20 protein-coding genes are annotated in these 23,323 nt (G+C 56.1%); 3 read left to right on the top strand and 17 right to left on the bottom strand.

Annotated elements, in window-relative coordinates; all coding sequences use genetic code 11:
• Window positions 1-45: 45 nt before the first annotated feature.
• The 14 genes from purT to IK012_RS01890 form a co-directional block, all read right to left on the bottom strand.
• Window positions 46-1,230: a formate-dependent phosphoribosylglycinamide formyltransferase gene (purT, locus tag IK012_RS01825; RefSeq protein ID WP_290949704.1), complete on the bottom strand. Its 1,185-nt coding sequence runs from the start codon at window positions 1,228-1,230 to the stop codon at window positions 46-48.
• Between the two features lie 128 nt (window positions 1,231-1,358).
• Window positions 1,359-2,915, bottom strand: a complete 1,557-nt coding sequence (locus IK012_RS01830; RefSeq protein WP_290949706.1) for a hypothetical protein — start codon at window positions 2,913-2,915, stop codon at window positions 1,359-1,361.
• 175 nt (window positions 2,916-3,090) lie between these two features.
• The gene (gene ftsZ / locus IK012_RS01835; RefSeq protein ID WP_290949708.1) at window positions 3,091-4,689 is read right to left on the bottom strand and encodes a cell division protein FtsZ; all 1,599 of its coding nucleotides are present in this window, start codon (window positions 4,687-4,689) and stop codon (window positions 3,091-3,093) included.
• Window positions 4,690-4,728: 39 nt separating this feature from the next.
• Entirely contained in the window at window positions 4,729-5,970 is a 1,242-nt protein-coding gene (gene ftsA, locus IK012_RS01840) for a cell division protein FtsA (RefSeq protein ID WP_173378741.1), read from the bottom strand.
• Window positions 5,963-6,805 carry an FtsQ-type POTRA domain-containing protein gene (locus IK012_RS01845; RefSeq protein WP_290949711.1) on the bottom strand — a complete coding sequence of 281 codons (843 nt, stop codon included), beginning with the start codon at window positions 6,803-6,805 and terminating at the stop codon, window positions 5,963-5,965. Before IK012_RS01845 ends, ftsA begins: the two co-directional genes overlap by 8 nt.
• On the bottom strand, window positions 6,802-8,184 hold the full coding sequence (gene murC, locus IK012_RS01850) for a UDP-N-acetylmuramate--L-alanine ligase (RefSeq protein ID WP_290949713.1): 1,383 nt from the start codon (window positions 8,182-8,184) through the stop codon (window positions 6,802-6,804). Before murC ends, IK012_RS01845 begins: the two co-directional genes overlap by 4 nt.
• Window positions 8,184-9,323 (bottom strand): undecaprenyldiphospho-muramoylpentapeptide beta-N-acetylglucosaminyltransferase, encoded by a 1,140-nt coding sequence (murG, locus tag IK012_RS01855; RefSeq protein WP_290949715.1) that lies wholly within the window; start codon window positions 9,321-9,323, stop codon window positions 8,184-8,186. The genes murC and murG overlap by 1 nt, the downstream gene beginning before the upstream one ends.
• A complete protein-coding gene (locus IK012_RS01860; protein WP_173378744.1) occupies window positions 9,320-10,522 on the bottom strand; it encodes an FtsW/RodA/SpoVE family cell cycle protein in 1,203 nt (400 codons plus the stop codon). Before IK012_RS01860 ends, murG begins: the two co-directional genes overlap by 4 nt.
• A gap of 16 nt (window positions 10,523-10,538) precedes the next feature.
• Complete coding sequence (gene murF / locus IK012_RS01865; RefSeq protein WP_173378745.1) at window positions 10,539-11,927, bottom strand: UDP-N-acetylmuramoyl-tripeptide--D-alanyl-D-alanine ligase; 1,389 nt, start codon at window positions 11,925-11,927, stop codon at window positions 10,539-10,541.
• On the bottom strand, window positions 11,921-13,345 hold the full coding sequence (locus IK012_RS01870; RefSeq protein WP_173378746.1) for a UDP-N-acetylmuramoyl-L-alanyl-D-glutamate--2,6-diaminopimelate ligase: 1,425 nt from the start codon (window positions 13,343-13,345) through the stop codon (window positions 11,921-11,923). The genes murF and IK012_RS01870 overlap by 7 nt, the downstream gene beginning before the upstream one ends.
• Window positions 13,345-15,291, bottom strand: coding sequence for a penicillin-binding protein (locus tag IK012_RS01875; protein WP_173378747.1), 1,947 nt, complete (start codon window positions 15,289-15,291; stop codon window positions 13,345-13,347). The genes IK012_RS01870 and IK012_RS01875 overlap by 1 nt, the downstream gene beginning before the upstream one ends.
• Window positions 15,281-15,598, bottom strand: a complete 318-nt coding sequence (locus tag IK012_RS01880) for a hypothetical protein (RefSeq protein WP_173378748.1) — start codon at window positions 15,596-15,598, stop codon at window positions 15,281-15,283. Before IK012_RS01880 ends, IK012_RS01875 begins: the two co-directional genes overlap by 11 nt.
• Complete coding sequence (gene rsmH / locus IK012_RS01885; protein ID WP_290949722.1) at window positions 15,595-16,551, bottom strand: 16S rRNA (cytosine(1402)-N(4))-methyltransferase RsmH; 957 nt, start codon at window positions 16,549-16,551, stop codon at window positions 15,595-15,597. The genes IK012_RS01880 and rsmH overlap by 4 nt, the downstream gene beginning before the upstream one ends.
• Window positions 16,538-17,014, bottom strand: coding sequence for a division/cell wall cluster transcriptional repressor MraZ (locus IK012_RS01890; RefSeq protein WP_173378750.1), 477 nt, complete (start codon window positions 17,012-17,014; stop codon window positions 16,538-16,540). The genes rsmH and IK012_RS01890 overlap by 14 nt, the downstream gene beginning before the upstream one ends.
• Window positions 17,015-17,352: 338 nt before the next feature.
• Between IK012_RS01890 and IK012_RS01895 the strand changes: the two genes are divergently transcribed.
• On the top strand, window positions 17,353-18,288 hold the full coding sequence (locus IK012_RS01895; RefSeq protein ID WP_290949725.1) for a hypothetical protein: 936 nt from the start codon (window positions 17,353-17,355) through the stop codon (window positions 18,286-18,288).
• A 35-nt stretch (window positions 18,289-18,323) separates the two neighbouring features.
• Here the strand turns inward: IK012_RS01895 and IK012_RS01900 are convergent, their stop codons facing one another.
• Both IK012_RS01900 and IK012_RS01905 read right to left on the bottom strand, forming a co-directional pair.
• Complete coding sequence (locus IK012_RS01900; RefSeq protein ID WP_290949727.1) at window positions 18,324-19,307, bottom strand: radical SAM protein; 984 nt, start codon at window positions 19,305-19,307, stop codon at window positions 18,324-18,326.
• A 24-nt stretch (window positions 19,308-19,331) separates the two neighbouring features.
• Window positions 19,332-20,201, bottom strand: a complete 870-nt coding sequence (locus IK012_RS01905; RefSeq protein WP_290949729.1) for an NAD(P)/FAD-dependent oxidoreductase — start codon at window positions 20,199-20,201, stop codon at window positions 19,332-19,334.
• A gap of 65 nt (window positions 20,202-20,266) precedes the next feature.
• On the opposite strand from IK012_RS01905, the gene IK012_RS01910 reads away from it, so the two are divergent.
• Both IK012_RS01910 and IK012_RS01915 read left to right on the top strand, forming a co-directional pair.
• Window positions 20,267-21,379 (top strand): glycosyl hydrolase family 8, encoded by a 1,113-nt coding sequence (locus IK012_RS01910; RefSeq protein ID WP_290949732.1) that lies wholly within the window; start codon window positions 20,267-20,269, stop codon window positions 21,377-21,379.
• 14 nt (window positions 21,380-21,393) lie between these two features.
• Window positions 21,394-22,320 carry an FISUMP domain-containing protein gene (locus tag IK012_RS01915; RefSeq protein WP_290949733.1) on the top strand — a complete coding sequence of 309 codons (927 nt, stop codon included), beginning with the start codon at window positions 21,394-21,396 and terminating at the stop codon, window positions 22,318-22,320.
• Between the two features lie 353 nt (window positions 22,321-22,673).
• Here IK012_RS01915 and IK012_RS01920 read toward each other — a convergent pair whose 3' ends face one another.
• Entirely contained in the window at window positions 22,674-23,222 is a 549-nt protein-coding gene (locus IK012_RS01920) for a hypothetical protein (protein ID WP_290949735.1), read from the bottom strand.
• Window positions 23,223-23,323: the final 101 nt, after the last annotated feature.

Genomic DNA, 23,323 nt, shown 5'->3' on the forward strand with positions numbered 1-23,323 from the left:
CCCTATCGTTCGCCCTACGGACTCACTTCAGGATGACACAAACAATTACAGTTTCACCTTCACCTTCTCGCGCATGGCCATGACCTGCGCCTTGGCTTCTTCCACGGTATCGCGACGGGCAAGCAACACGCCCAGGCGGCGGTGGCCCTTAAGTTCGGGCTTACCGAACAGGCGGAGCGCCGTATCGGGTTCGGCGAGCACATCTTCCAAGCCACCGAACTTCACGTGGTCGGAATTGCCGTCCACCACAATCGCCTTCGAGGCGCTCGGGCCGTGGAACGCAATGTTCGGGATGGGCAAGCCAAGGATGGCGCGGGCATGCAGTGCAAATTCAGAGAGGTCCTGGCTGATGAGGGTCACCATGCCGGTATCGTGCGGACGCGGGGAAACTTCGCTGAACAGCACCTCGTCCTTGCACACGAAGAGTTCCACGCCGAAGATGCCGCGACCACCGAGGGCGTCCGTCACCTTCTTCGCAATCACCTTCGCCTGTTCCAGCAGTTCCGGTTTCATCGGCTGCGGCTGCCAAGATTCCTGGTAATCACCGCCCACCTGGTGGTGGCCAATCGGTTCCAGGAAACTCGTGCCCGCCACATGGCGAACCGTGAGCAGGGTAATTTCGTAATCGAACGGCACGAAACCTTCCACAATCACACGGCTGGCATGGCCCGTACGGCCCTCATGCTGGGAAATATCCCAGGAGTTCTGGATATCGGCTTCGGTCTTGATGACACTCTGGCCGTGGCCCGAGGAACTCATCACCGGCTTCACCACGCAGGGGATGCCGATTTCCTTGACGGCGGCCTTGAAATCTTCAAAATTGTCGGCGAAGCGGTACGGGCTCGTCTTGATGCCGAGTTCTTCGGCAGCCAGGCGACGGATGCCTTCGCGGTTCATGGTAAGCTTGGTGGCCTTCGCGGTCGGGATGACGGTAAAGCCTTCCTTTTCGAGTTCTACGAGCGTATCGGTCGCAATCGCCTCCACCTCGGGAACGATGTAGTCCGGCTTTTCCAGTTCAATCACGCGGCGGAGTTCGGCACCGTCGAGCATGTTGATGACATGGCTGCGATGAGCCACCTGCATACCGGGAGCATTGGCGTAGCGGTCCACGGCAATCACTTCGACGCCCAGACGCATCATCTCGATGATGACTTCCTTGCCCAGTTCGCCTGCTCCACAGAACAGGACCTTGGTAGCGCTAGAACTTAGAGGTGTACCGATTTCTGCCATAAAATACTCCTTGATTTTCAAATAATATAGATATTAGACAACAAGAAAACACACCCAAAGTACCAAAAAGCCCTGCCGAGGCAGAGCTTCTTCAATTTTTATGGATTTGCCAAAATGTTTTGCCTAGTCTAAAATTTCAAGTCAACCGGATTGAACGTGAAGCGTATGCCCGAACGGAGCCAGCCATCAAAGCCGTCGTCACCTTTGACATGAGTGAGATTTTCGTAATAGCGGAAGCCGCCACCCACGTAGAAACCGAACCAGCCGTTCACCTTCATGCGGTAGACACCGTCGAGCAGGTATTGCGCTTCCTCAATTCCCGACGGAGAATTTTCGGCACCGGCAAGTGCCACGTTGTAATCGGTGTACATTTCCTTGTCGCCCTGGCGGAGCCATGCGAGCGTAAGCGCAAGTGAATGCGGGCCACGGGACCAGCCGATATCAAGCCACACGTCAAGAGCATCGGCGCCACGACGGTACCCAATCGGATAATCCACAAAATAGGCATCGGCGTAATCTATGTCCTGCTGCTCACGGAAGTTGCTGCGGTAGTTGCGACGGCTCGTGTACTTGAGCAGCGGAAGCCTGCTGTTGTTCGCCACAGGGTCGGTACGCACCACGTCGAGTCTCCAGGAGAACTTTCCCGCAGTCCGCGTTTCCAGTTCATGGTAATAGCCGAAAAGGAAGTTGATGACGGAACGGCTCGTGCCAAAATTGTCATCCTCGCCCACCGGGCTATTGATATCTTCCATGTTCACCTGGCCGTAGAACCGCGCACCGTTCGAAGTCTTGTAGCCCAGTTCCACGGAAGTCGCCGCGGAGGTGTATCCGTTTGCATAATTGTCGTGCCAATAGATGAAGGGGCTGATGGAACGGAACTCGGGCGACTTGCCCCCTATCATGCTCTGCTCGGCCACGTATATCCAGAACTTGCCGGTCTCGATACCGAAGCGGTGAAACACGAACGTCTTGACATTCTCATCGTACACGCGATTGCGCTGGTTTGCCACCTGGTTGCCGGGGTCGGTACATTTTTGCACATAGGCCTCAGTGCCCACGGGCGGGCAGCCGTTTTCGCCACGCATGTCGCCGTAAAGCCATGCATTGAGGGAACTGAAAAGGAAATCGTAGCGGAAGATGCTCGGAGCGAATTTCCAGTACAGGCCGTCGTGATACGGGGCCCCGCCCACAAGGATATCGTTCTTGGAAACCTTCAGTTCGTCAACCGCAAAGCGACCGAACTGCACGTAGCCCACGGGATTTTCCCACACGGCATAGGCATTGTTCGGAACGTTGATATCGAGTTCGCTCGGCTTGTACGTAAAATTCTTGTGCAAATTGTCTTGATACCAGGCTTCGAGATCGCGCCGGAGAGGCAGATCCAGCAAGACGTGGAAATCCTTGTAAGCTGCGCGGAAACTGAGCGTGAAGAACGGCGACACGTGTTCCTCGTAACTGCGGGCGTTCTCGAGCGGAATCTGCAGGCCGCGCCAGTTGTGCCCGTACCAGTCCGCGGTATCCACAGCGAAGGTGGGGTCGGTCGGGCCACCATTGAACCCGAAATCGACATCGGCGCCAATCTGGAAATAGCCGTTCTGGCCCGACTCCGGATGCGCCGGAGCCGCATTGCACATGACCGCCATAAACAGCGAACAGAAGCCTATGAACGAACTGCGGAAAGCCATACCTGTAAAATAATAAAAAAAGCGAACGCCTGGCATTAAGCCAGGCGCGCAAAAATCAAAGAAGAGTCGCCCGAGCAGGGAGACCCGGGCGACTCCCTTGTGTTGTGGTGAGTGCGCTAGAGAGGCGCACCCTGTGTGTGTGTGTGTTATTTTTTCCCGTTAACGGGAAAACTTGCTAAAACACGTCGCTTCCGCGGAGGAATGCCGGCACGTCGTAGTCGACGCCACGGCTCCTGAGAGCGCAAGCTTCGTGGGCAGCCGTAACCGCGGCCGGGATGCTCTTCTCGGCCATCGTGTTGCGGATGTACGTCGGGGTATCGAGCGACGGTTCTTCCTGCATCGGGGCAGGCTTTTCAGAAACCGTGTTCATGATATCCATGTCGGCAACAGGAGAAAATTCCTGGGTTTCCGGAAGCGAGGCGTTCGGAGTTCCGAGAATCACTTCTTCTGCGGGAGCCGTTGCCGAGAATCCCGGTGCGGCAAAGCTGGAAGACGTGCCCTGCACGGCGCCATGCTGAGTGAACACGGACTGCGGAGCGGCAGGAACTTCGGTCCTCACGGCAGGCATGGGAACAGTCTGCGCGAGGGCGACAAAGTTGAGCGACGTCGGACGCGGAGTGGCGGCGACAGGCTGCGGCTGCTGCGGGGCTGCCTGCGGAGCCGGTGCCGACGGAGCACCGAGGGAATTCACGAGATCGCTTGCACGGGGAGCAGCCGGAGCAGTGTAGGTCTGCTGCATCGGGGCAACCTGAGCCTGGGTCATCTGCTGGTAGCCGGTATTGCCGCAGCCGGTAGCGATGATGGTGATGCACACCTTGTCGCCGAGTTCCGGAAGCAGGATATCGCCCATGATGATGTTCGGGTCGTTCTTGTCGCTGACTGCTTCGTGGATGTGTTCCATCGCCTCGTTGTATTCGAGCATGGAGAAGTTTTCGCCATGGGAAACGTTCACGAGCACGCCGGTAGCACCGTCCACGTTGATGTCTTCAAGCAGCGGAGAAGAAAGTGCCATGTCGGTAGCGCGGATGCCGCGGCCTTCGCCTTCGGCGATGCCGGTACCCATGAGGGCGGAGCCGCCGTTGGTCATCACGGTCTTGATGTCGGCAAAGTCGACGTGGATGAGGCCATGACGGAACATGATGTCGCAAATGCTGCGCACTGCGTTGCCAAGGATTTCGTCGGTGAGCTTGAAGGCGCCATCAAGGGTAAGACCCTTGTCGGTGTTCTGCACGACGTTCATGAGCTTCTCGTTGTCCACCACGATCATGGTGTCCACGGAGGTGCGGAGGTTCGCGATACCTTCGGAAGCGAGAGTGCCGCGGCGCTTGCCTTCGAACTTGAACGGCTTCGTAACGACAGCAACCGTGAGGATACCCATTTCGCGGGCGACATTACCCACGACAGGAGCAGCACCCGTACCGGTACCACCACCCATGCCGGCGGTAATGAAAATCATGTCGGCGCCCTTCATGGCTTCCTTGATTTCCTCGATGTTCTCTTCGGCGGCCTTGCGACCGACTTCGGGCTTCATGCCAGCACCGAGAGCCTTCGTGAGCTTCTTGCCAATCTGGATCTTGTGATCGGCAAGGCTCAGTTCGAGAGCCTTAGCGTCGGTATTCACAGCGTAGTATTCCACGCCCTCGATGTTCATGCCGACCATGCGGTTCACCGTGTTGCCGCCGGCACCGCCGACGCCAAACACTTTCACCTTGGCGTTATTGAGGATGGATTCATCCATTTCGATATGGGTCGCCCCGTTTATGAATTCACTCATGGTTTATCTCCCTGTATTAGATTGAGTGGTTGTTTTTGTTTAAAAGTATGTGCGAACAAGATCCTTGAGCCACTGTAAGCCCTTCTTGACGGAGACCGTAAGCTGTTTCCCCGTCTCGTACTTCTTGTTCTCGCTGCGCTGGCGCGCCGCATAATGCAATAGACCGATACCCGTCGCGTACGAAGGCTTGCGGAATGCATCCTGAATTCCGCTGACGCCCTTCGGGCGACCGATACGTACCGGTTTCTCGAAAACCTTCTCGGCAATCTCGTCGATACCGTCAAGAGCGCAGCACCCGCCGGTAAGCACGATGCCTCCATTGATGAGGCCGACAATCCCGTGCTTTTCGAGATCCTTCTTCAGGAGCTTGAAGATTTCTTCGACACGGGCGGTAATCACGCGGGCAAGCAAATTGCGCGAGCACAGAACGTCTCCGCGTTCACCGACACCGGGAACCGGGAACGTCTCGTCCGCATTGAGGTTGGTAATCTTGCACGTACCGTATTTCTTCTTGATTTCTTCGGCCTTCGAAAGCGAGATAGGCACCTTCAGGCACTTGCTGATATCGCTCGTGATGCTGTTGCCCGCGATGTCGAGCGACGCGGTATAGCGCAGCGATTCACCCACGAAAACGGCGACATCGGCGGTACCTGCGCCCACGTCCACGAGGGCGACGCCCAGTTCCTTTTCATCGGCGGTGAGCACGGCGTATGCGGCGGCAAGAGGTTCCCAAACAAACTCGACGGTATGGAGACCGGCGCTACGCACGCACTTGTCCAGGTTCTGGATAGCGCTCGGGCGTGAGGTGACCACCTGAACTTCCACACCGAGGCGGCGTCCGTTGAGCCCCTTCGGATTCCTGATACCCGTCTGGTCGTCAAGAGTGTATTCACCCGGGAACACGTGAATAATCTGGCCTGCGGACTCGGGAATGGTGCTAGCCTGATCCTTCACCATCTCGATATCCTGGCTGCGGACTTCGCCGGTCGGGAGCGTAATCAGCCCCTTGTAATTGACGGCGGAGACATGCATTCCCGCAATGCCCACGTACACATCGTGGACATCCACTCCGGTAATAGATTCGACAGTCTGTGCGGCCTGCTTCAGCATTTCGACCACATGGTCGAACTCGTCGGCATTGGTCAGCGGGAAATCGCCGCATTCCAGCACGCGCACGGAATCTCCGTTCGCCACTCCCGCGAACAGATTGATTTTTGAGGCACCGATATCCAACCCGAATATCAGATCTTCTTTCCTTATTTCATTTCTCGGTTCATCCATTGACACACCTCTTGTCGAAATTCCTTACATAAGCAAAACCGGCATATCGCAAATCAATTTCACCAGCGCAACGCAAATCCTGCGGGAAACCCACCTTCACCATGTCGTACAGGGCGAACAGATCTCCATTCCATCCCGTCGCCGGGTAGAGTACGTGGAATTCCACGTCCCTGAAAATCACTTCAAAAGCCTTGTCCTTCTGCGACCAGCCAACCTGCGACACGAGCGCATACTGGTTCGGGTCCGCCTTCTTCATCTCGGCGAGGAACCTGCAGATAGGCTTTATCTCGCTCATCGATTCGCGTTCCACAATCGGCAGGCGGAGCGCAGTCGATGTCGAAAGCGGGAGCGGCACTCCCCTTTCGGAATACACGGTCGCCTTTCCGCCGTCGAAGAACGAAGCCACGGCCTTCGATTCCTCGAGCACGATGGACATCGAAGACGGGAAATGCTTCTGCACCCGCACCGAACGAATAAGCGGGACCTGGATGAGCATCTTCTCAATAGAATCCGGGTAGACTTCGGACATGAGCATGCCCGGTTCCACCTGAGCGTTCTGGATGACATCTTCCCATGAAAGCATGCGGTTCCCTTCGATATCGATATAGCGCAGGTGACGCAGTTCCAGCGGGTTGAAGCGCTGCACATAGAAGCGGTTCGTCCAGAGAGCCACCCCGGCAACAATCAAGAGGACGCAGAGGATCCAGCCACGACGCTTGAACCAGCGGAAAGTATCCTGGACACGGCGCTTCATCTTCTGCGCACGGGCCTGCTTCCGCTTGCCTTCGTTGTAGCCTATACGGCGTCCCAAGAATGTCGTCTTGGATTCGGTCAAACGCACTCCTCCAGAATACGGGTTCCAAGCTTGTAGATGTTGCCGGCGCCCATCAAGACCACCACGTCGTTCTTGCGCAGTTCCGTCTTGAGAATCGGGAGCAGGTTCATCTGGTCGCCCACGAACCGCGCGTTGCGGTGACCGCGGTCGCTTGCGCTATTGGCCACAAGCGCCCCGGTGACGCCCTCGATCGGGCGTTCGCGGGCTGCATAAATATCGGTCACGAGAAGCACGTCGCAGTTGGCGAAAGCCATACCGAAGGCTTCGTGCTGGTCGCGCGTGCGGGAGTAAAGGTGCGGCTGGAACGCGACAACGATGCGCTTGTCCGGGAATGCCTCGCGGAACCCGAGAAGCGTCGCGGTCGATTCCGTCGGGTGGTGCGCATAATCGTTGAACACCATCACGCCGTTCTTCTCGCCCATGAATTCAAAGCGGCGGGTCACGCCCTGGAAGGCCGCACAGGCCTTGCGCGCGACATCGGCAGAAATACCTTCCTCGACAGCGAGCGCCACCGCGGCAGTCGCATTGAGCACGTTGTGGCGGCCGGGAATCTGGAGGCGGAATTCGCCCAGATTTTCGCCGTCGTTCAAAATTTCAAATACCGGGAAGCCCTTTTCGAAGCGCAGGTTGTCCACGCGGTACTTGGCCTGACGGCTGAAACCGTAGGTAATCACCGGCTTCCTCACGCGGGAGAGAATCGCCTGCACGTTCGGGTCGTCAAGGCACAAAATAGCCTGTCCGTAGAACGGAATCTTGTTCACGAACTGCACGAACGCATCCTTGATTTCCTCGATGTTCTCGTAGGTATCCAGGTGGTCGGCATCGATATTGGTGACGATGGCCGAAGACGGCATCATCGAAAGGAAACTGCGGTCGAACTCGTCGCTTTCGGCAATCAGGTAATCGCCCTTGCCCACCTTGGCGCCGGAGCCCTTGCCCTTCACCACGCCGCCCACGATGATAGTCGGGTCGAGGCCGGCCTCTTCCCAGATTTCACCGACGATGGATGTCGTAGTCGTCTTGCCGTGCGTTCCGCAAATCGACAGCGTGTACTTCATGCGCATGAGCTCGCCGAGCATTTCGGCGCGACGGATTACCGGAATACGGCGGTTACGCGCTTCGACCAGTTCGGGATTGTCGTGCGGCACAGCGGAGGAATAGACGACCAGGTCGGCGCTTTCCACATTCTTCGCCTCGTGCTTCGGAGCAATCTTGATGCCCAGGCCCTTGAGGTAGTCGATCACCGGACTCTCGCCTGTATCGGAACCGCTCACCTCGAAGCCGTTCACGTGCAACACTTCCGCGATGCCCGACATTCCGGCACCACCGATGCCCACAAAGTGCAGGCGACGGACTCGTTTACAATCATTAATCTGCATTAGACATCTTCCTTTGAAATGCTCTCACGCACAGTCAATTCGCTCTTTTGAGGATCACCCGCAAAAATATTACAACCCTCTTTTAAGAGAATCTCTTTCGCAATCCTGTCCGCGGCATCGGGCATCCCGAGGCCTTTAGCGGCGACCGCCATCGAACCAAGTTTATCAGAATCAGCAAGGAGGTTTTCCACCTTGTTCCACAAATCATTCGGCTCGCTGTCCAGTTCCACAAGGCATGCGCCCGCCTTCTCGACCACGCGGGCATTGTGTTCCTGGTGGTTCGCCGTCGCATGCGGGAACGGAAGCAGAATCGAGGGTTTCCCGAAGGCGAGAATCTCGGCAAGGGCCGACGCACCCGCACGGCTGATGATCAGGTCGGCATGCTTCATGTAGGCATAGATTCCATCGAGGAACCCGCGGATAGCGATATTCGGTACATCGCCCACGCGAGCGGTGATGGCGTCCACGTTCTTCACGCCCACCTGCCACACGACACTCACGTCGTCACGGGCGGCAATCCGCTTGATGCTTTCTTCGATTTTAGCATTGATGCCGGCAGCACCCTGCGAACCGCCCACGATGAACACGGCCTTCTTGCCTTCCGCAAATTCGGCCGGACGGGGAAGCGAATCGCCATCGGGCAACTTGCGCACCGGGTTTCCGAACACCATGCACCTTCCCGCGGGGAAGAACTTCGCCGCATCTTCGGAAGACACGAAAATAGTCTTAGCGTAACGGGAACCGAACTTGTTCGCAACGCCGGCAACCGCATTCTGTTCTTGCAGGTAGACGGGAATGCCGAACGAACCCGCGGCAAGCACGATCGGGAGCGAAACGTAACCGCCGGTAGCGACGACCACATCGGGGTTCACCTTCTTCACGACGCTCTTCGCGCGCACCAGCGACTTCGAAAGCTTGAAGGGAAGCGCCAGGTTCTTGAGGAACGGCCCGCGGTGCAGCGGTTCGGCCGTGATGTATTCATAGGGCCAGTTGCCTGCCACCAGGCGTTCTTCCATAGAATCCTTACGGCCGGCAAACGTAATGTCCGCCACGCCCATTTTCTTGAGGCTCTCGGCAATAGCTACTGCCGGGAAGATGTGGCCACCGGTGCCACCGCATACAAACAGGAACTTTTTCATGTTTCAGTCCTCGCTATATCAAATCCACCAAACGTATAGACGTTCGTGCGGTCTCCGCCCGAATACGCCTCGTCAATCTTCTTTCCGGTACCCGCCTTCGAAATGTTCAGCAAGATGCCGATGAACAGTCCGGAAATAATCAGGTTCGTGCCGCCGAAGCTCAGGAAGGGCAGCGGCTGTCCCGTAGTCGGGCCCAGCCCCGTACTCACGCAGACATGCACGATGAAATTCAAGAAAAGCGAAATAGTCAACGCCACCGAGAGGCACTTGCCAAATCGCGTCGGGCAGTTCCTCGCGATCTCGAAGCCCTGGTAGAAAATGACCGCAAACACACCGAGAACGGCAGCCGTCCCCAGGAACCCGAACTCTTCGCCAATCACGCTGTAAACCACGTCCTTGTGCGCCTCGGGCAAATAACCGAACTTCACGGAACCGTTTCCGACACCCGCACCGAAGAACCCGCCGTTTCCGAGAGCCTCCAGCGAGCGCTCCACCTGTTCAACGCCGTTCTTGTGTTCATCCGGATTGAGGAACGCCCCGATACGGTTCGCCACATGGAATCCCTTTTCGGAGACCGCCGATTTCACAAGTAGGCCTATGATACCCACAAGCCCGTAGACGCCAAATCCGGCAGCAACATACTTCAGCCTCGCACCGGCGACAAACAGCATCGAAAGCATGATTCCGCAGAACATGATGAGCATGGAGTAGTTCGGCTGCAGCACCAGCAATGCCGACACGATGACCAGCGGAACCGCGGGCTGCTTGAGACTGCACCTGATGGACTTGATATCGGCCCCGGCGTCGGACACCTTGGTCGCAATCATCAGGATAAACCCGAACTTCATGATTTCGGAAGGCTGTATGCCCAGAATCCAGCGGTTTGCCCCCTTGATTGCAGTTTCAGGATGGAGCCATCCCTTGGCAATGGCCGCAAACGTGAGCGCGCAACCCAAGAAGAAGATGACGCGAGAGCCCTTCTTCCAGATGGAATAATCGACACGGGCACCGAAGAACATGGCGACAAGGCAGGCGACCACCTTGGTGCAATGCTGCACCAGATAGTATTCCGGAGACCTGCCGTCAAGCACCGCACGCGGCGAAGTCGCCGTGTACACGACAAATATGCCGAACACTATCAACAGCATCGTTGACAGCATCAGCAATTTGTTTACGCCTGTCGCCTGGGTGTTACTCATATATTCCTAATCTCTACTATTTCACCTTCGCGGGAGTGAAGTTCATGAGGGCTTCCACCACCTGCTCCATTTTCATTCCGCGGCTGCCCTTCACCAAAAGCACATCGCCTTCAGAAACGACATCGCCGAGGAACTCGATGGCATCCTTCACGGAATCGAAGTGAAACGCATGCGCCATGCCGCGCTCTTCTGCGCCCTTGACAAATTCCTTCGCCTGTTCGCCCACGGCAAGCAGGAGGTCAAAATTCATTTCCGGCACGAGCCTGCCGATTTCCCTGTGCAAATCCTTGCTAGCCGCGCCGAGTTCGAGCATGTCGCCCAGAATCGCGATACGGCTACCCTGCACGTTCATGTTCCCGATGGTCTGGAGCGCCATGCGGGTAGAAGACGGATTCGCGTTGTAGCAATCCGAGACTATCTTGAAGCCGTTGCCCTTGCGGATTTCCATGCGCATGTTGGTCGCGCGGAAGTTCTTGAGCGCCTTCGCGATATCGGCCTTCGGCACGCGGAAAGCCGTACCCACGGCAATCGCCGCGAGCGCATTGTAAAGGTTATGGATTCCCGGGACTCCGAGTTCGAAATGCGTACGGCCGATGTAGAAGTCAGCGCAGGCATTCGCGTTCCAGGCAAGCTTTTCGGGCTTCACCATACCGCGGCGCACGCCGAAAGTCACCACCTTCATGTTCTTCGTCGAACGGACCTTGCAGAGGTGCGCGTCGTCCGCATTCACGATAAGCGTTCCACCGGCCTTGAGACCGTCCTTGATGGTAATCTTCTCGTTGAACACGCCGTCCAGATCCTTGAGGCGTTCCAGGTGGCTAGCGCCGATATTGGTAATCACGGCCACGTCGGGTTCAGTAGCGAGCGAAAGCGGGCGGATTTCGTCCGGGCCGCTAGTGCCCATTTCGACGACGGCGGCTTCGTGGCTGTGCTTCAGCTGGAAAAGCGTCATCGGGACACCGATGTGGTTGTTAAAGTTTCCCTGCGTCGCATGGGTGTTGAACTTCATCGAGAGAACGGCCTTCGTCATCTCCTTGGTGGTGGTCTTGCCGTTGCTGCCGGTAATGGCGACCTTCTTCAGCTTGAAGAGGCGCTGGTAGCCCTTGGCGAGTTTCAGGAGAGCCTTGGTGGTATCGTCCACCGGGGCGTACATCTTGATGGCATTCTGTTCAACAGATTCCTGGTTCACTACACTCATCAGTGCACCATCCTTTTCCATTTGAGAAACAAACTTGTGCGCATCGAAACGTGCGCCCTTGATAGGCCAGAACACCACGCCCTTGGCCTTTTCGCGTGAATCCAGGCACAGATTCACCTTGCGCTTGAGAGTGCGGGCCGGGACGCCCACCGGGGCCGTCTCCAAAATGTCCAGCATCTCCTGAACTGTCAAATCAAGCTTCAGCATTCTTCCATTGCCTTCACCGCTTCTTCGCGGTCGTCAAAATGATGTTTCGTCTTGCCGACAATCTGGTAGTCTTCGTGACCCTTGCCGGCAATGACGAGCCAATCGCCGTCCTTCAGGGCTGCGCATGCCTTGCGAATCGCTTCGGCGCGGTCGGCAACTACGACAAACTTATCCGTACTCATGCCCGCACGCACATCTTCGATAATGGCGATCGGGTCTTCGGTACGCGGGTTATCCGAGGTGAGCCATGCCGTATCGGCAATCGTCTCGGCGATATGCCCCATAATCGGGCGCTTGGTGCGGTCGCGGTCACCACCGCAGCCGAACACCGTTGAAAGCTTTCCGCGGCAGAGCTTGCGGGCCGTCGTAAGCACGCGTTCCAGAGCGTCGGGCGTATGCGCATAATCGACGACCACATGCTTCCCGCCCCTGTTCCAAACCTTTTCGAAACGGCCGGGCACGCGCACGCTGGCAAGCGCCGCACGCATAGAGAGTTCCGGAATTTCAAGAGCGTTCGCCCAGGCGAGCACGAGCAACACGTTGTCCACGTTAAAGTCGCCGCACAGGGGCGTTTCGAACTTTTCCTTCGCCACCATCGGGAGCGTAAATTCAAGCCCGTTTTCGGTATTGACGACGCTTCCCTCGGGCTTCACGAAGGCCTTTACGTTCCCGAGTCTCGACACGGCAACCGCCTTGCGGCCTGCCGCCTTCATCTCGTCATAAATCTGTTCGCCATGCGCATCATCGACATTCAGAACCGCAACGCCGTCTTCGGCAAGGTATTTCGTGAACAGGAGCTTCTTCGCTTCGAAATAGGCTTCCATCGTCTTGTGATAATCGAGATGGTCCTGCGTGAGGTTGCTGAACAGCGCGCTCCTGAACGAAATTCCGGCGACGCGGCCCTGATGCAGCGAATGGCTGGAAGTTTCCATCACGAGGTCGGTGCAGCCAGCGGCAACCGCCTTCGCGGCAAAGGCAAAGAGGTCCAGAAGGCCCGGGGTCGTGAGCGTCGCCGGCACCGACGAATCGCCAATCTTGTTCTTGATAGTCCCGAGCAGCGCGGTCTTCTTGCCGGCGGATTCGAGCATCGCGTTCATGAGGAAGGCGCTGGTCGTCTTCCCGTTGGTCCCGGTAACCGCATGGCACTTGAGTTTCGAGAACGGATCCTTGTAAAAGAGCTTCGCGGCTTCCAGGCGGGCGGCCTTCACGTCGGCCACCTGAATCCACTTGGAGGCAATCCCTTCGGGAGCCGCCTGCTCGCTCACTACCGCAACCGCGCCCGAGGCGACCGCATTGCGGGCGAATTCCTCGTAGCCTTCCGCAGGCATCGAGAAGAACAGGTCCTGCGCCTTCACGCGGCGGGAGTCATCGCAAAGTCCTTTCACATCCAAATTGCGCATCAAGCCTTCAGATATCATTAGCCTCTCTCCTTAAGCGTAAGCTTGCACGTCGTTCCCTTTTGGAGCAATTCCTCGGGCTTGGGCGTCTGCGCCACAACGCGGCCCTTGCCTTCGTATTCGACATTCACGCGGATATTGCCCATAATTTCCATCGCGTCGCGCAAAGAAAGTCCCTTCAAGTCGGGCATCTTCGATGCCACCATCTCGCCGAGGGAAAGCACGACGCCCGATTCCCCCGTCACATCCAGGTTCTGCGAAACCACGCGGACGCCGGCACCCGTGAAAGCCACCTTGCAGCCCTTATCCGAAGCGAGCTTCTTGGCAGCATCCGCGGTAAGGCCCATAAAGTCCACATCGCAGGGATTGCTCTTCTTCACCTGCGCGAGGTTGTACGATGCCGGAGAAATTTCCGGATGGTAGTAAATGCCTTCCATGATGCGACGGAAAATCGGACCCGCGGTAAGGCCGCCCACATGCTTGCCCTGCGGGTCGTCCACCAGCACCAGGCACACATAGCGCGTATTCTCGACAGGCGCAAGCCCGATGAACGAAGCCACCTGATGGTCGCGGTCGTATTTCTGAGTTTCCTGGTTGAACTTTTCGGCTGTACCCGTCTTGCCGCCGAAGAACACGTCGGGGAGCTTCTTGGACACGACCTTCTTAGCCGTACCGCTGTTCACCACGCGGAAGAGCATGGAGCGGATGGTCGCCGCCGTGCTTTCCGAAATCACGCGGCGCACTTCCGTAGGCTTGTTCTTCTCGACCACGTTCCCGTTGGCATCGACCCATTCGCGCACGATCATCGGTTCCATCAGCACGCCGCCGTTCGCAACCGCCGCATAGGCCATCGCCATCTGGATAGGCGTAACGGAAATCGCATGGCCAAAGCCCATCGTCTTGAGCGTACGGTCATCGCGCGTGAGCTCGTAGGGCATGAGCAGGCGGCCCTTTTCTTCGCCCTGGAAGTATTCCGAGGTCGGCATGCCGAACCCGAAATTGCGAGCCATAAAGTAAAGTTTTTCGGCACCGACTTCCGCGGCAATCTTCGCGAACACGATGTTCGAGGACTGCACCATCGCTTCCGACATGTCCATGTCACCGTAGACGTGCGTATCGCAAATCTTCTCGGATTTCGGGTTCCATGTCCAGCAACGCCCTTCGTTCTCGAAAATGCGCGTCGGCGGCACAATCTTGTTTTCGAGGGCCGCGGCGGCGGTAATCACCTTGAACGTCGATCCCGGTTCATACGAAAGCGAAACGATTTCGTTTTTCGACATGCGGCCCACGCCTTGCGTCTTGGAATTCGGGTCGAATGTCGGGTAGCTCGCCATGGCAAGGATTTCGCCGGTATAGGGTTCGACGACGACTGCGCTCGCGCTCTTCGCCTCGAACTCGTTCACGCCATCCTTCAGCGCCTTTTCCACAATCTCCTGCATGTTGCCGTCGATGGTCAACACGAGATTCAATCCGGGTTCGGCCTTTGCCACTTCGCGGGTACGCGCATATATTTCGCGCTTCACGATAACCCTCACCTTCTTCACCGAGTCGCCCTCGGTCGAGGTGACAGTTTCCACCGCCTGGCCGTCAACGCCCACGCGGATTCCGCTAATACCGCTCAACTTCGTGTCGAAAGTCCTTTCGAGGCCCATGTTCCCGTGGCCGTTGAAGTCGACCTTGCCCACCACCTGGCTCGCGAGCTGGCCATGCAAGAATATGCGGCTATAATCAATCTTGTTGGTGGTATCCCTGAAGTTGTCGGCAAGCACGACGCCGTTCCTGTCCATAATCCGACCGCGGTCGGCATAGACGTTGCGCGTGCTCGTCACCATGTTCTTGGCCTTGGTCTGGTACACTTCACGGTTCAGCACCTGGATGCTGAAGGTCTGCCACAAAAGCACACCGACAAGGCTCATCACGAGCCACTTGAGGAAGGCGAGCGGTTCTATCTTGATCTTATTGTTCATAAGACCCTCCCTCGCCCTTGATTTTCACGGGAAGCGCATTCAGCCCGAGGCCGGTCTGCTCGGCATACCCGCGCAGGTGTTCCAGAGTGGACAGCTGGTTTATCTTCAGTTCCAGCCGCATCACGTCGCTTTCCAGGAAAACGACCTCTTCGGTGAGCTTGCGGTACTTGGAATAAAGGCTGTTGATACGGTTCTGGAGGTACAGAGGAGTCATGAGTCCCGAGACGACCGCGACAACGGCAAGCGAGACGATCACGACGATCGCCTTGTTTGTCTTCGGCAGTGGTATCTTCTCGCTTACGCTCATACTCGTTCGTAAACCCTCAGTTTCGCAGAGCGGGCCCTGCTGTTTTTCGCAATTTCTTCGTCCGTCGGCAGAATCGGCTTGCGATTGACCTTTTTAAGCTTCTGGTGGTTCCCGCCGCACATGCATACGGGCAAGTTCTCGGGACAGATGCACGCCTTCTCGAATTCGGCGGCAGTCTCCTTGACGCAGCGGTCTTCCACGGAATGGTAGCTCATCACCACCAGGCGTCCGCCCACCTTGAGGCAATCCACCGCAGCGCGCAGGCTGTCTTCAATTTCTTTCAGTTCCCCGTTCACTTCCATGCGGACAGCCTGGAACACTCGGGCCAGGAGGCCGTTCACTTCGCGGCGCTTGTCCGGGAAAACGGATTCCACTACAGATTTCACATCGTTCGGGAGTATAGCGCGGTCCTGCCTCTTGATATCCGCAGCCATTTCGACAAGGCGGGTAGCAAGCTTGAACGCCCTGTCCATATCTGCATTCTTGCGCAGTGCGGCGGCAAGTGTATCGGCATCCACGTTGCACATCCAATCCTGCGCAGAGACCCCTTCCCGGCGATCCATGCGCAGGTCGAGCGGGTTATTGCCAACGAAGGTGAACCCGCGTTCAGAATCATCAACCTGGTGGCTGCTGATTCCAAGATCATACAGAATACCATCCAGCGTACCGGCGGGGATTTCGTTCTTCAGTTCGCCAAAGCGCACCGGATGCACAATGAACTTCGGGGCTACTCCTGCAAGGCGCTTTGTCGCATAGGCCACGGCTTCTTCGTCACGGTCGAAGGCATGGAGCGTCCCCGAGGAATTTAATTTGTTTGCAATTGCGTAGGAATGTCCGCCTCCACCGAGGGTGCAGTCCGCATAGGTGCCGTCAGCCTTGAGGTTCAGTGCCTCCAGGCATTCCGGAAGCATTACGGGAGCATGATAGAAAGCGCTTTCGTCAACGATTGACATCGCCACCCTCCGTCAAGCTTTCTCCGTAGAACGCGGCATCGAATGCAGCAATATCTTCACTTGTCTGCAAACCATACTTGGCATTGAAGCGTTCAGGATTCCATAGTTCGAGAGTTTTACCGCTAGCTTGTACGTAAAGGACTTCGCCCTTTAGACCAGCATACTCCAGCAAAGCCTTGGGAAGTAAAATGCGGTTCTGGCCATCCAACTCCACTACAGTGGGGTGCAGGCCTCTCCGAACTAGGTCGGCTTGACGGCGGTCGGACCGGCAGTCCAGGTCCGCCATGAACTTTTCGTATTCGGGCACGGTAAAGAACCTCAGGGTTTGATCGGGGCCACGCGTGACCACGAACTCATTCCCGTCGGTTCCCAACAGCTGACGACGGAATTCCCTGGGGAAGGAAGTCCTTCCCTTTCCATCGATAGCCGTTTGGGCCTGACCTATGAAAGACGTAAAGTTCATACTAGTTTTTGACACATTTTACCACAACACTATCAAATCTACCCACTTTCTACCACCTTGGCAAGAGATAAGTCCGATTTTCACACTCGAAGCATACAAAAAACATACTTCGACCCCTAGTCCGGCGTAATTTTAGTGAACATTTGTTCACGTTTTTGTAAAAAGCACTATATAATAGCACCTATATGAAACGCTACCGACACCATTTCAGCCCGAAAAAACATATTCCAGAGAGTTTCATCACGCGATTTTCCCATTAGTCGGCTTTTCGAGATAGCTCATCTTTTTTTCCAAGCATCATTAGACTTTTTCCATAATTTGTTTGTTATATTATTGACATGCGTAAATACAAACTTATACTTCTCTCTCTTGCCACCGCCGCATTTGCCAACGTGAATGACGGCACAACAGAAACCTCTACCCCGGCTGCACAGGCAGTTCCGGCACAGCAAATCGAAGCTCCGGCTGAAGCGGCCGCCCAGGCCCCCGCAGCAGAAGTTTCCGCCCCTGTCGCAACAGAAGCGCCCGCACAAAACGCGGCACCCGTTATTATTATTCCGGCCCCCGCTCCGGCACCCGCCCAGGCCGAGGCTCCGGCTCCCGCTCCGGCACCCAAGACAATCGTAGTCCAGGAAAAGCCCGTTGTAGCAAAGCAGGCCAACAAGTCCGCTAACCGCAGCAGCTTCTTCTTCAGCTCGAACTTCGGCGTACGCTACATGAAGCTTGCGTACCAGTCCTACGACGACTTGGAATACGGTTACAACAAAAGCGGTTCCACCAGCAGGTTCAAGGGTTTCGGCCCTGATATCGGCCTCAAGTTCGGTGGACTCATCGCCAACCGTCTCGCCATGTACTGCACCATGGAATTCGGCACGTTCGACGGTAACTACAAGGCCAACGTGAAGGATTATAAAGGGGTCTCCGAAGAATACGACTTCGATACGGACGCAATCCGATTCACGTTCGGCGGCGGTACCACGCTCTTCTTGACCAACGACACGAACAGCGTTCTGAACGGAGCCTTCGTCGGCATCACGGCTAGCGTCTTCGTTGCATCGGCCGGTATGATCGACCCCGATATTGATGCACTCGAAATAGACGAAGCCGGTCTCGCCTTCGGTATGGAAATCGGAAAAGTCTGGAGCCTGGGCGACTCCTGGAGCGCAGGTCTCGTGGCCAAGGGCTCTCTCGACGGCACCATCCGTGACGGTACGAGCGGCAACAATACCGACTGCTACACCGTCGGCCTCAGCCTGGTCGTAGTCCGCAAGTAAAATTTCTGGGCCCCATTATCGGGGCTATCTAGATCTTAGCGACCGAGCAGCATGCAATTTTCGCATGCTGCTCCTTTTTTTGTGCGGTCACCGAAACGGCGTTCCGGATTCGGGCAACGTTCTTCCGTTCCGTCGGGCAGGATCCAGATTTCATCCTTGAAAAAGTCGCAGGGGCCCTCGCCCGAGGCAATTTTACGAACGGGCATGGCGCCGGCGGTATCAGCCCCGAAAAAGAGGCTACCTTCGCAACGCACCCGCGGGTAATGCGTCCGCAGGGATTCCAGCTCCCGGCGGATTTCGTGCACGGAGGAACCCGCGATTCCGTATTCAGCGCGAAGGGTTTCCCCCGCCGAAATAAACACCGGAAGGTTCCACTTGATGCGCACAATCCCGACAGAATCCGCCCAGCGTAGAATTTCAGGAACGCCGCGCAGGAGATTCTTGTGCAACGTCACCTGAAGCGAGACCGTCGCGACCCAAGATTGTCCGCTATTCTTTTCATGTTCCTGCCCGCAGGCGATTCTTTGCCGCAACTCGCCCGCAAGGGAAAGCAGTTTTTCCACGTTGGAGCACCAGCAATCGAAAGACAATCCCGGCATCATCTCGGCGAATGTGGGAGCGTCGAACCCCATGCAGCTCACCTTGATATCGCTGCAGGCAAGGAGCAGGCGCTCCATCCCTGCAGCCGTGCCCCATATTCCGGGGAAGCTGCCGTTTGTCGTGAGGTTGAGCGGGATTTTCTTTTCACCGCAAAACTCGAGCAATTCCTCAAATTTTGAATAAAGTAATGGTTCACCCATCGTACTCGGGATGACCTCGCGAAGCCCGCACTGCCCTTTACCGGGCAAGCCGCTTGAGGCATCGCCCGCGATTACCCCCGCATACTTTTCGATAGCGGCCTTCGCGACTTCGAGAGGCATCTCGCCCATCCCGAAAGGCCTTCCCCGCTGGTTCAAGAAACACAACGGGCAGCGCAGGTTGCACTTGTCCGGATTCGTGAGGAGGGTGAGCCGGCGCATCGCACAGATACCGCGGGTGCGATTCTAGCCTTCCCGCGTCTCCCGCAAATACTTGATGGCGGCAAGGCCCGCAATGGCGCCCTCGCCTACGGCGACGGCGACCTGCAACGTCCCGCCGGTACAGTCGCCCGCGGCGAACAGTCCGGGAACCGTCGTCATGAAGTTCTTGTCGAGCACCACATTCCCGTTCTCGAAGGCGGCTCCCGCCTTGCGGGCAAGGTCCATCGCACTCGCGCTCCCGAGGGCAACGAACAACCCGTCGAGCTTGATTTCGGATTCATCCATGAACACCGCTCCGGCAAGCTGGCCTTCGCCAAGCAGCGCCTTGAGCGGGCGCTTCTCGATTTTCACAGTCTCCGGGAATTCAGCCGTGACCTCGGCCCCGTTGGTCAAGAGCGTCACGCTGCCGGCGATATTCAAAAGTTCCTTGCACTCGTGGAGGGCGTACTCCCCGGCCCCGAGTACGGCGACGTTCTTGCCGCGATAGAAGAAGGCGTCGCATATGGCGCAATAGCTCACGCCGTGGCCTTCCAGTTCGGCCATCTTCGGCAGGGGCTGTTTTTTGCGGGCAGAACCGGTCGCCATGATGCATGCGCGTCCGCGGTATTCCCCCGCAAGCCCTGTTGCGACAAACATATTGCCGTCGAAGTACAGGTCCGTCACCTCGTCGTCCACGATATGAGCACCGAGGGATTGCGCCTGGCGCTTGCCGACCGCAAAAAGCTCGGAGCCGGCCAGAGGCTTCTCCAGGCCATAGTAATTCTCTATCATGTGCGCTTTTTCGAGCGCCCCGGAATCCTTGCCTACCAGCACGACGTCCAATCCGGACCTCAATGCGTACAAGCTAGCCGACACACCTGCCGGCCCATAACCGATAATAATTACATCTGACATAAGAACCTCCATTCCAAAAATACGAAAAAAATTTATTTTAGTGTATATATAAAAGGACTATAACCATGGATTGCAAAAAGCCCCGCGACATGTTCGTCGAAGCAGGCTACGGCCCCAACTTCGCCGATCAACTTATCCAGAACGCATTCAGCAAGCTTTTTGAAGGCGACCCCATCGACGAGCGGGTCTGCTTCGACGCCTCCGATGACATGGCATACATCATCGATATCGGGCACGACGACATCCGTTCCGAGGGCATGAGCTACGGCATGTTCATCGCGGCCCTCACCGGCCACGACAAGCTGTTCCAGAAACTGTGGAACTTCGCGAAGAAATACCTGAGGAACAACGACGGCCCGCACAAGGGATACTTCTCCTGGCAGGTATCCACCACCGACTTCTCGATGATGGACCCGGGTGCCGCCCCCGACGGCGAAGAATACATCGCCGCAGCCCTCCTCATCGCCGCAAGGGAATTCAACCGCGACGACTACAAGCAAGAAGCCATCGAGCTCATCAACTGCATCAAGGACAAGCCGTTCAACGAGCTCGTGGGCCCGATGATCGACCCCGTAAAAAAGCTCGTCAAGTTCTCGCCCGTGCTCGGCAACGACTTTACCGACCCGAGCTACCACACCATCGCCTTCTACCGCGCATTCGCAGTGGCTACCGGCGACAACGAATGGCTCGAAATCGCAAAGAAAAGCATTGAATACCTGAAAAAGGCCGCGCACCCGGTCACCGGGCTCTGCGGAGACTACTCCGAATACGACGGCACCCCGAAGGCCATGCCCTGGTTCCCAGAAAGCAACTGCTTCAGCGGCGACGCATGGCGCGTGGCGCTCAACCTGAGCCTCGACTACGCGCTCAACCGCGGCGACGAAAGCGAAAAGGACACCTGCACGCGACTGCTGAACTTCTTCGAGAGCCGCAGGCCCTACCTTTCGGACTACGCGACAGACGGATCGCCTTATCCGCGCCAGGGCCGCAACGCAACGCCCGGCATCATCGCGATGAACGCCGCCGCCACGCAGGTACTCGATTCCGAAGACCCGCTGGTAAAATCGTTCGTGAAGGACCTCGCGGCGCTCTCCGTACCTTTCCGTTTCTGGCGCTACTACGACGGCATGCTCTACATCATCGGGCTACTGGCCACCGCCGGCAAGATTATCATCTAAAAACAGGAGGACCTATGCAAAAGAGAACCACCATCTCCATCCTCGCCATCATGGCCGCCTTCGCTCTCACCGCCTGCGAAGACGTCCGCGTGCAGGAATTCCCTGACGGCAAGGTACGTATGGAGACGACCTACGTCAAGGACAAGAAGCAGGGTATCGAAAAGGAATACTACAACAACGGCACTCTCAAGCGCGAAACGAACTACAACGAAGACCGCAAGGAAGGCGTGCAGAAGGAATACTACGACGACGGTACGCTCCAGGCCGAGACCCCGTTCGCCGACGGCTACATCGAAGGCGAAGTCTCGAAGTACCACAAGAACGGCAAGCTCGCCTCCAAGGCGAAATACCAGAAGAACAAGCAGATTGAATTCGGCGAAGTCTTCGACCCCGATGGAAGCCCCGCTACCGACGGCAGCTACAAGGACCCGCGCGACGGATACGCCTACCAGTGGATCCGCATCGGCACGCAGCTCTGGACCGCCGAGAACATGAACTTCGGTACCTATGAAGGTTCCGTGTGCAACCAGTGCAACCACTGGGGCCGCCTCTACAACTTCGAGAACGCGAAGAAAGCCTGCCTCGAAGGTTTCCACATGCCCACCAAGGAAGAATGGAAGACGTTGCTCACCTTCGCCGAAACAAGCGGCAAGGTCGGTACCGTACTCAAGGCCGGCTTCGGCTGGGATCCCATCAAGGAAGGCGGGAACGACTACGGCAACGGCAAGGATGAACTCGGGTTCGGCGTGAAGGCCGGCGGCGCCCACTTCGCAAAGAGCGACGTCCCGCTGAAGGAACGCAAGTTCGAAGATGCCGGCAAGAAGGCCTACCTCTGGACCGCCGAAGGCGAAGTCCTCGTGTTCTACCACGACAAGGACATCGCAAAGTTCGAAAAGTTCAATCCCGAATTCGGCGCCAGCCTCCGCTGCCTGAAGGACTAGCGAGCACCTACGGTGCAGTTATTAGTTATTAGTGATGAGTTATTAGTTACTAGTTAATAGACTCAAAGGTCTCGAGATGATTCTCGAGACCTTATTTGTTAATAACTTGGAACTAGGAACTAGTAGCCCGTCGTAACCATCACATGAAGATTCGAATACTTTTCCGCATATTTTTTCAATACGGAGTCCTTGTCATCTAGAATCTGGACTTCAACAATCATAGGGGAAGAGAAGTCGGCATTCATCGGAAGAAACCCACCAGCAATATACCACCCCTGTCGATAAGATTCGTTTCTTTCGTACAAAGTTTTCTATGAAATGTTCTTCAATTCCAAACCACCATATATCTACAATCAATCTCCCGTAGATATCAGCAAATATGGATTAGAATATTTTTTTGCAGTATTCTTCAAAACGGAATCCTTGTCATCTATAATTTGTATTTCAACGACCATTGGGGAGTTAAACTGCGCTTCTGATGATAGTAAATACACACCACTTATTCCCCATCCCTGACGTCGAATTTCATCCCGTTCATCAAACCACCAGCATCCAGACGATTTAGGAAAAACGGAATCTGTTTCAAAAACATAGGATTCGCCCCCTATTGTCAAGGATGTTTTTATTAAAGCATTTAAATGATCGGGCAGTCTTTCTAAGGTATCAACATTATCAAAACATAAATGAACAATCCAATGTATCTGGCCATCCAATCTTGAGCCCCAAAAAGATGGTTTTCGCGGTTTATCAACTACAAAAGTCTGTTTTTCCGTATTATTTATATCGACTTCAAAAGAACCTAGCACCCTATACCCACCCAACACCCGATCAAACATTTTTATTTGATTAGTCGTGCAACCAACCAGAAAAACAAGCAGAAACAAAAAGGACTTTTTTACCATAGGATGCGTTCCCTTCAACAATAATCCATTATAGCAAAATAAATCCCATTACAGACAAAGCCCCCGGTTATTACCGAGGGCTTCTTGTTTACTTCAAATGG

The sequence above is a fragment of the Fibrobacter sp. genome, from assembly GCF_017551775.1.
Taxonomy (GTDB): Bacteria; Fibrobacterota; Fibrobacteria; order Fibrobacterales; family Fibrobacteraceae; genus Fibrobacter.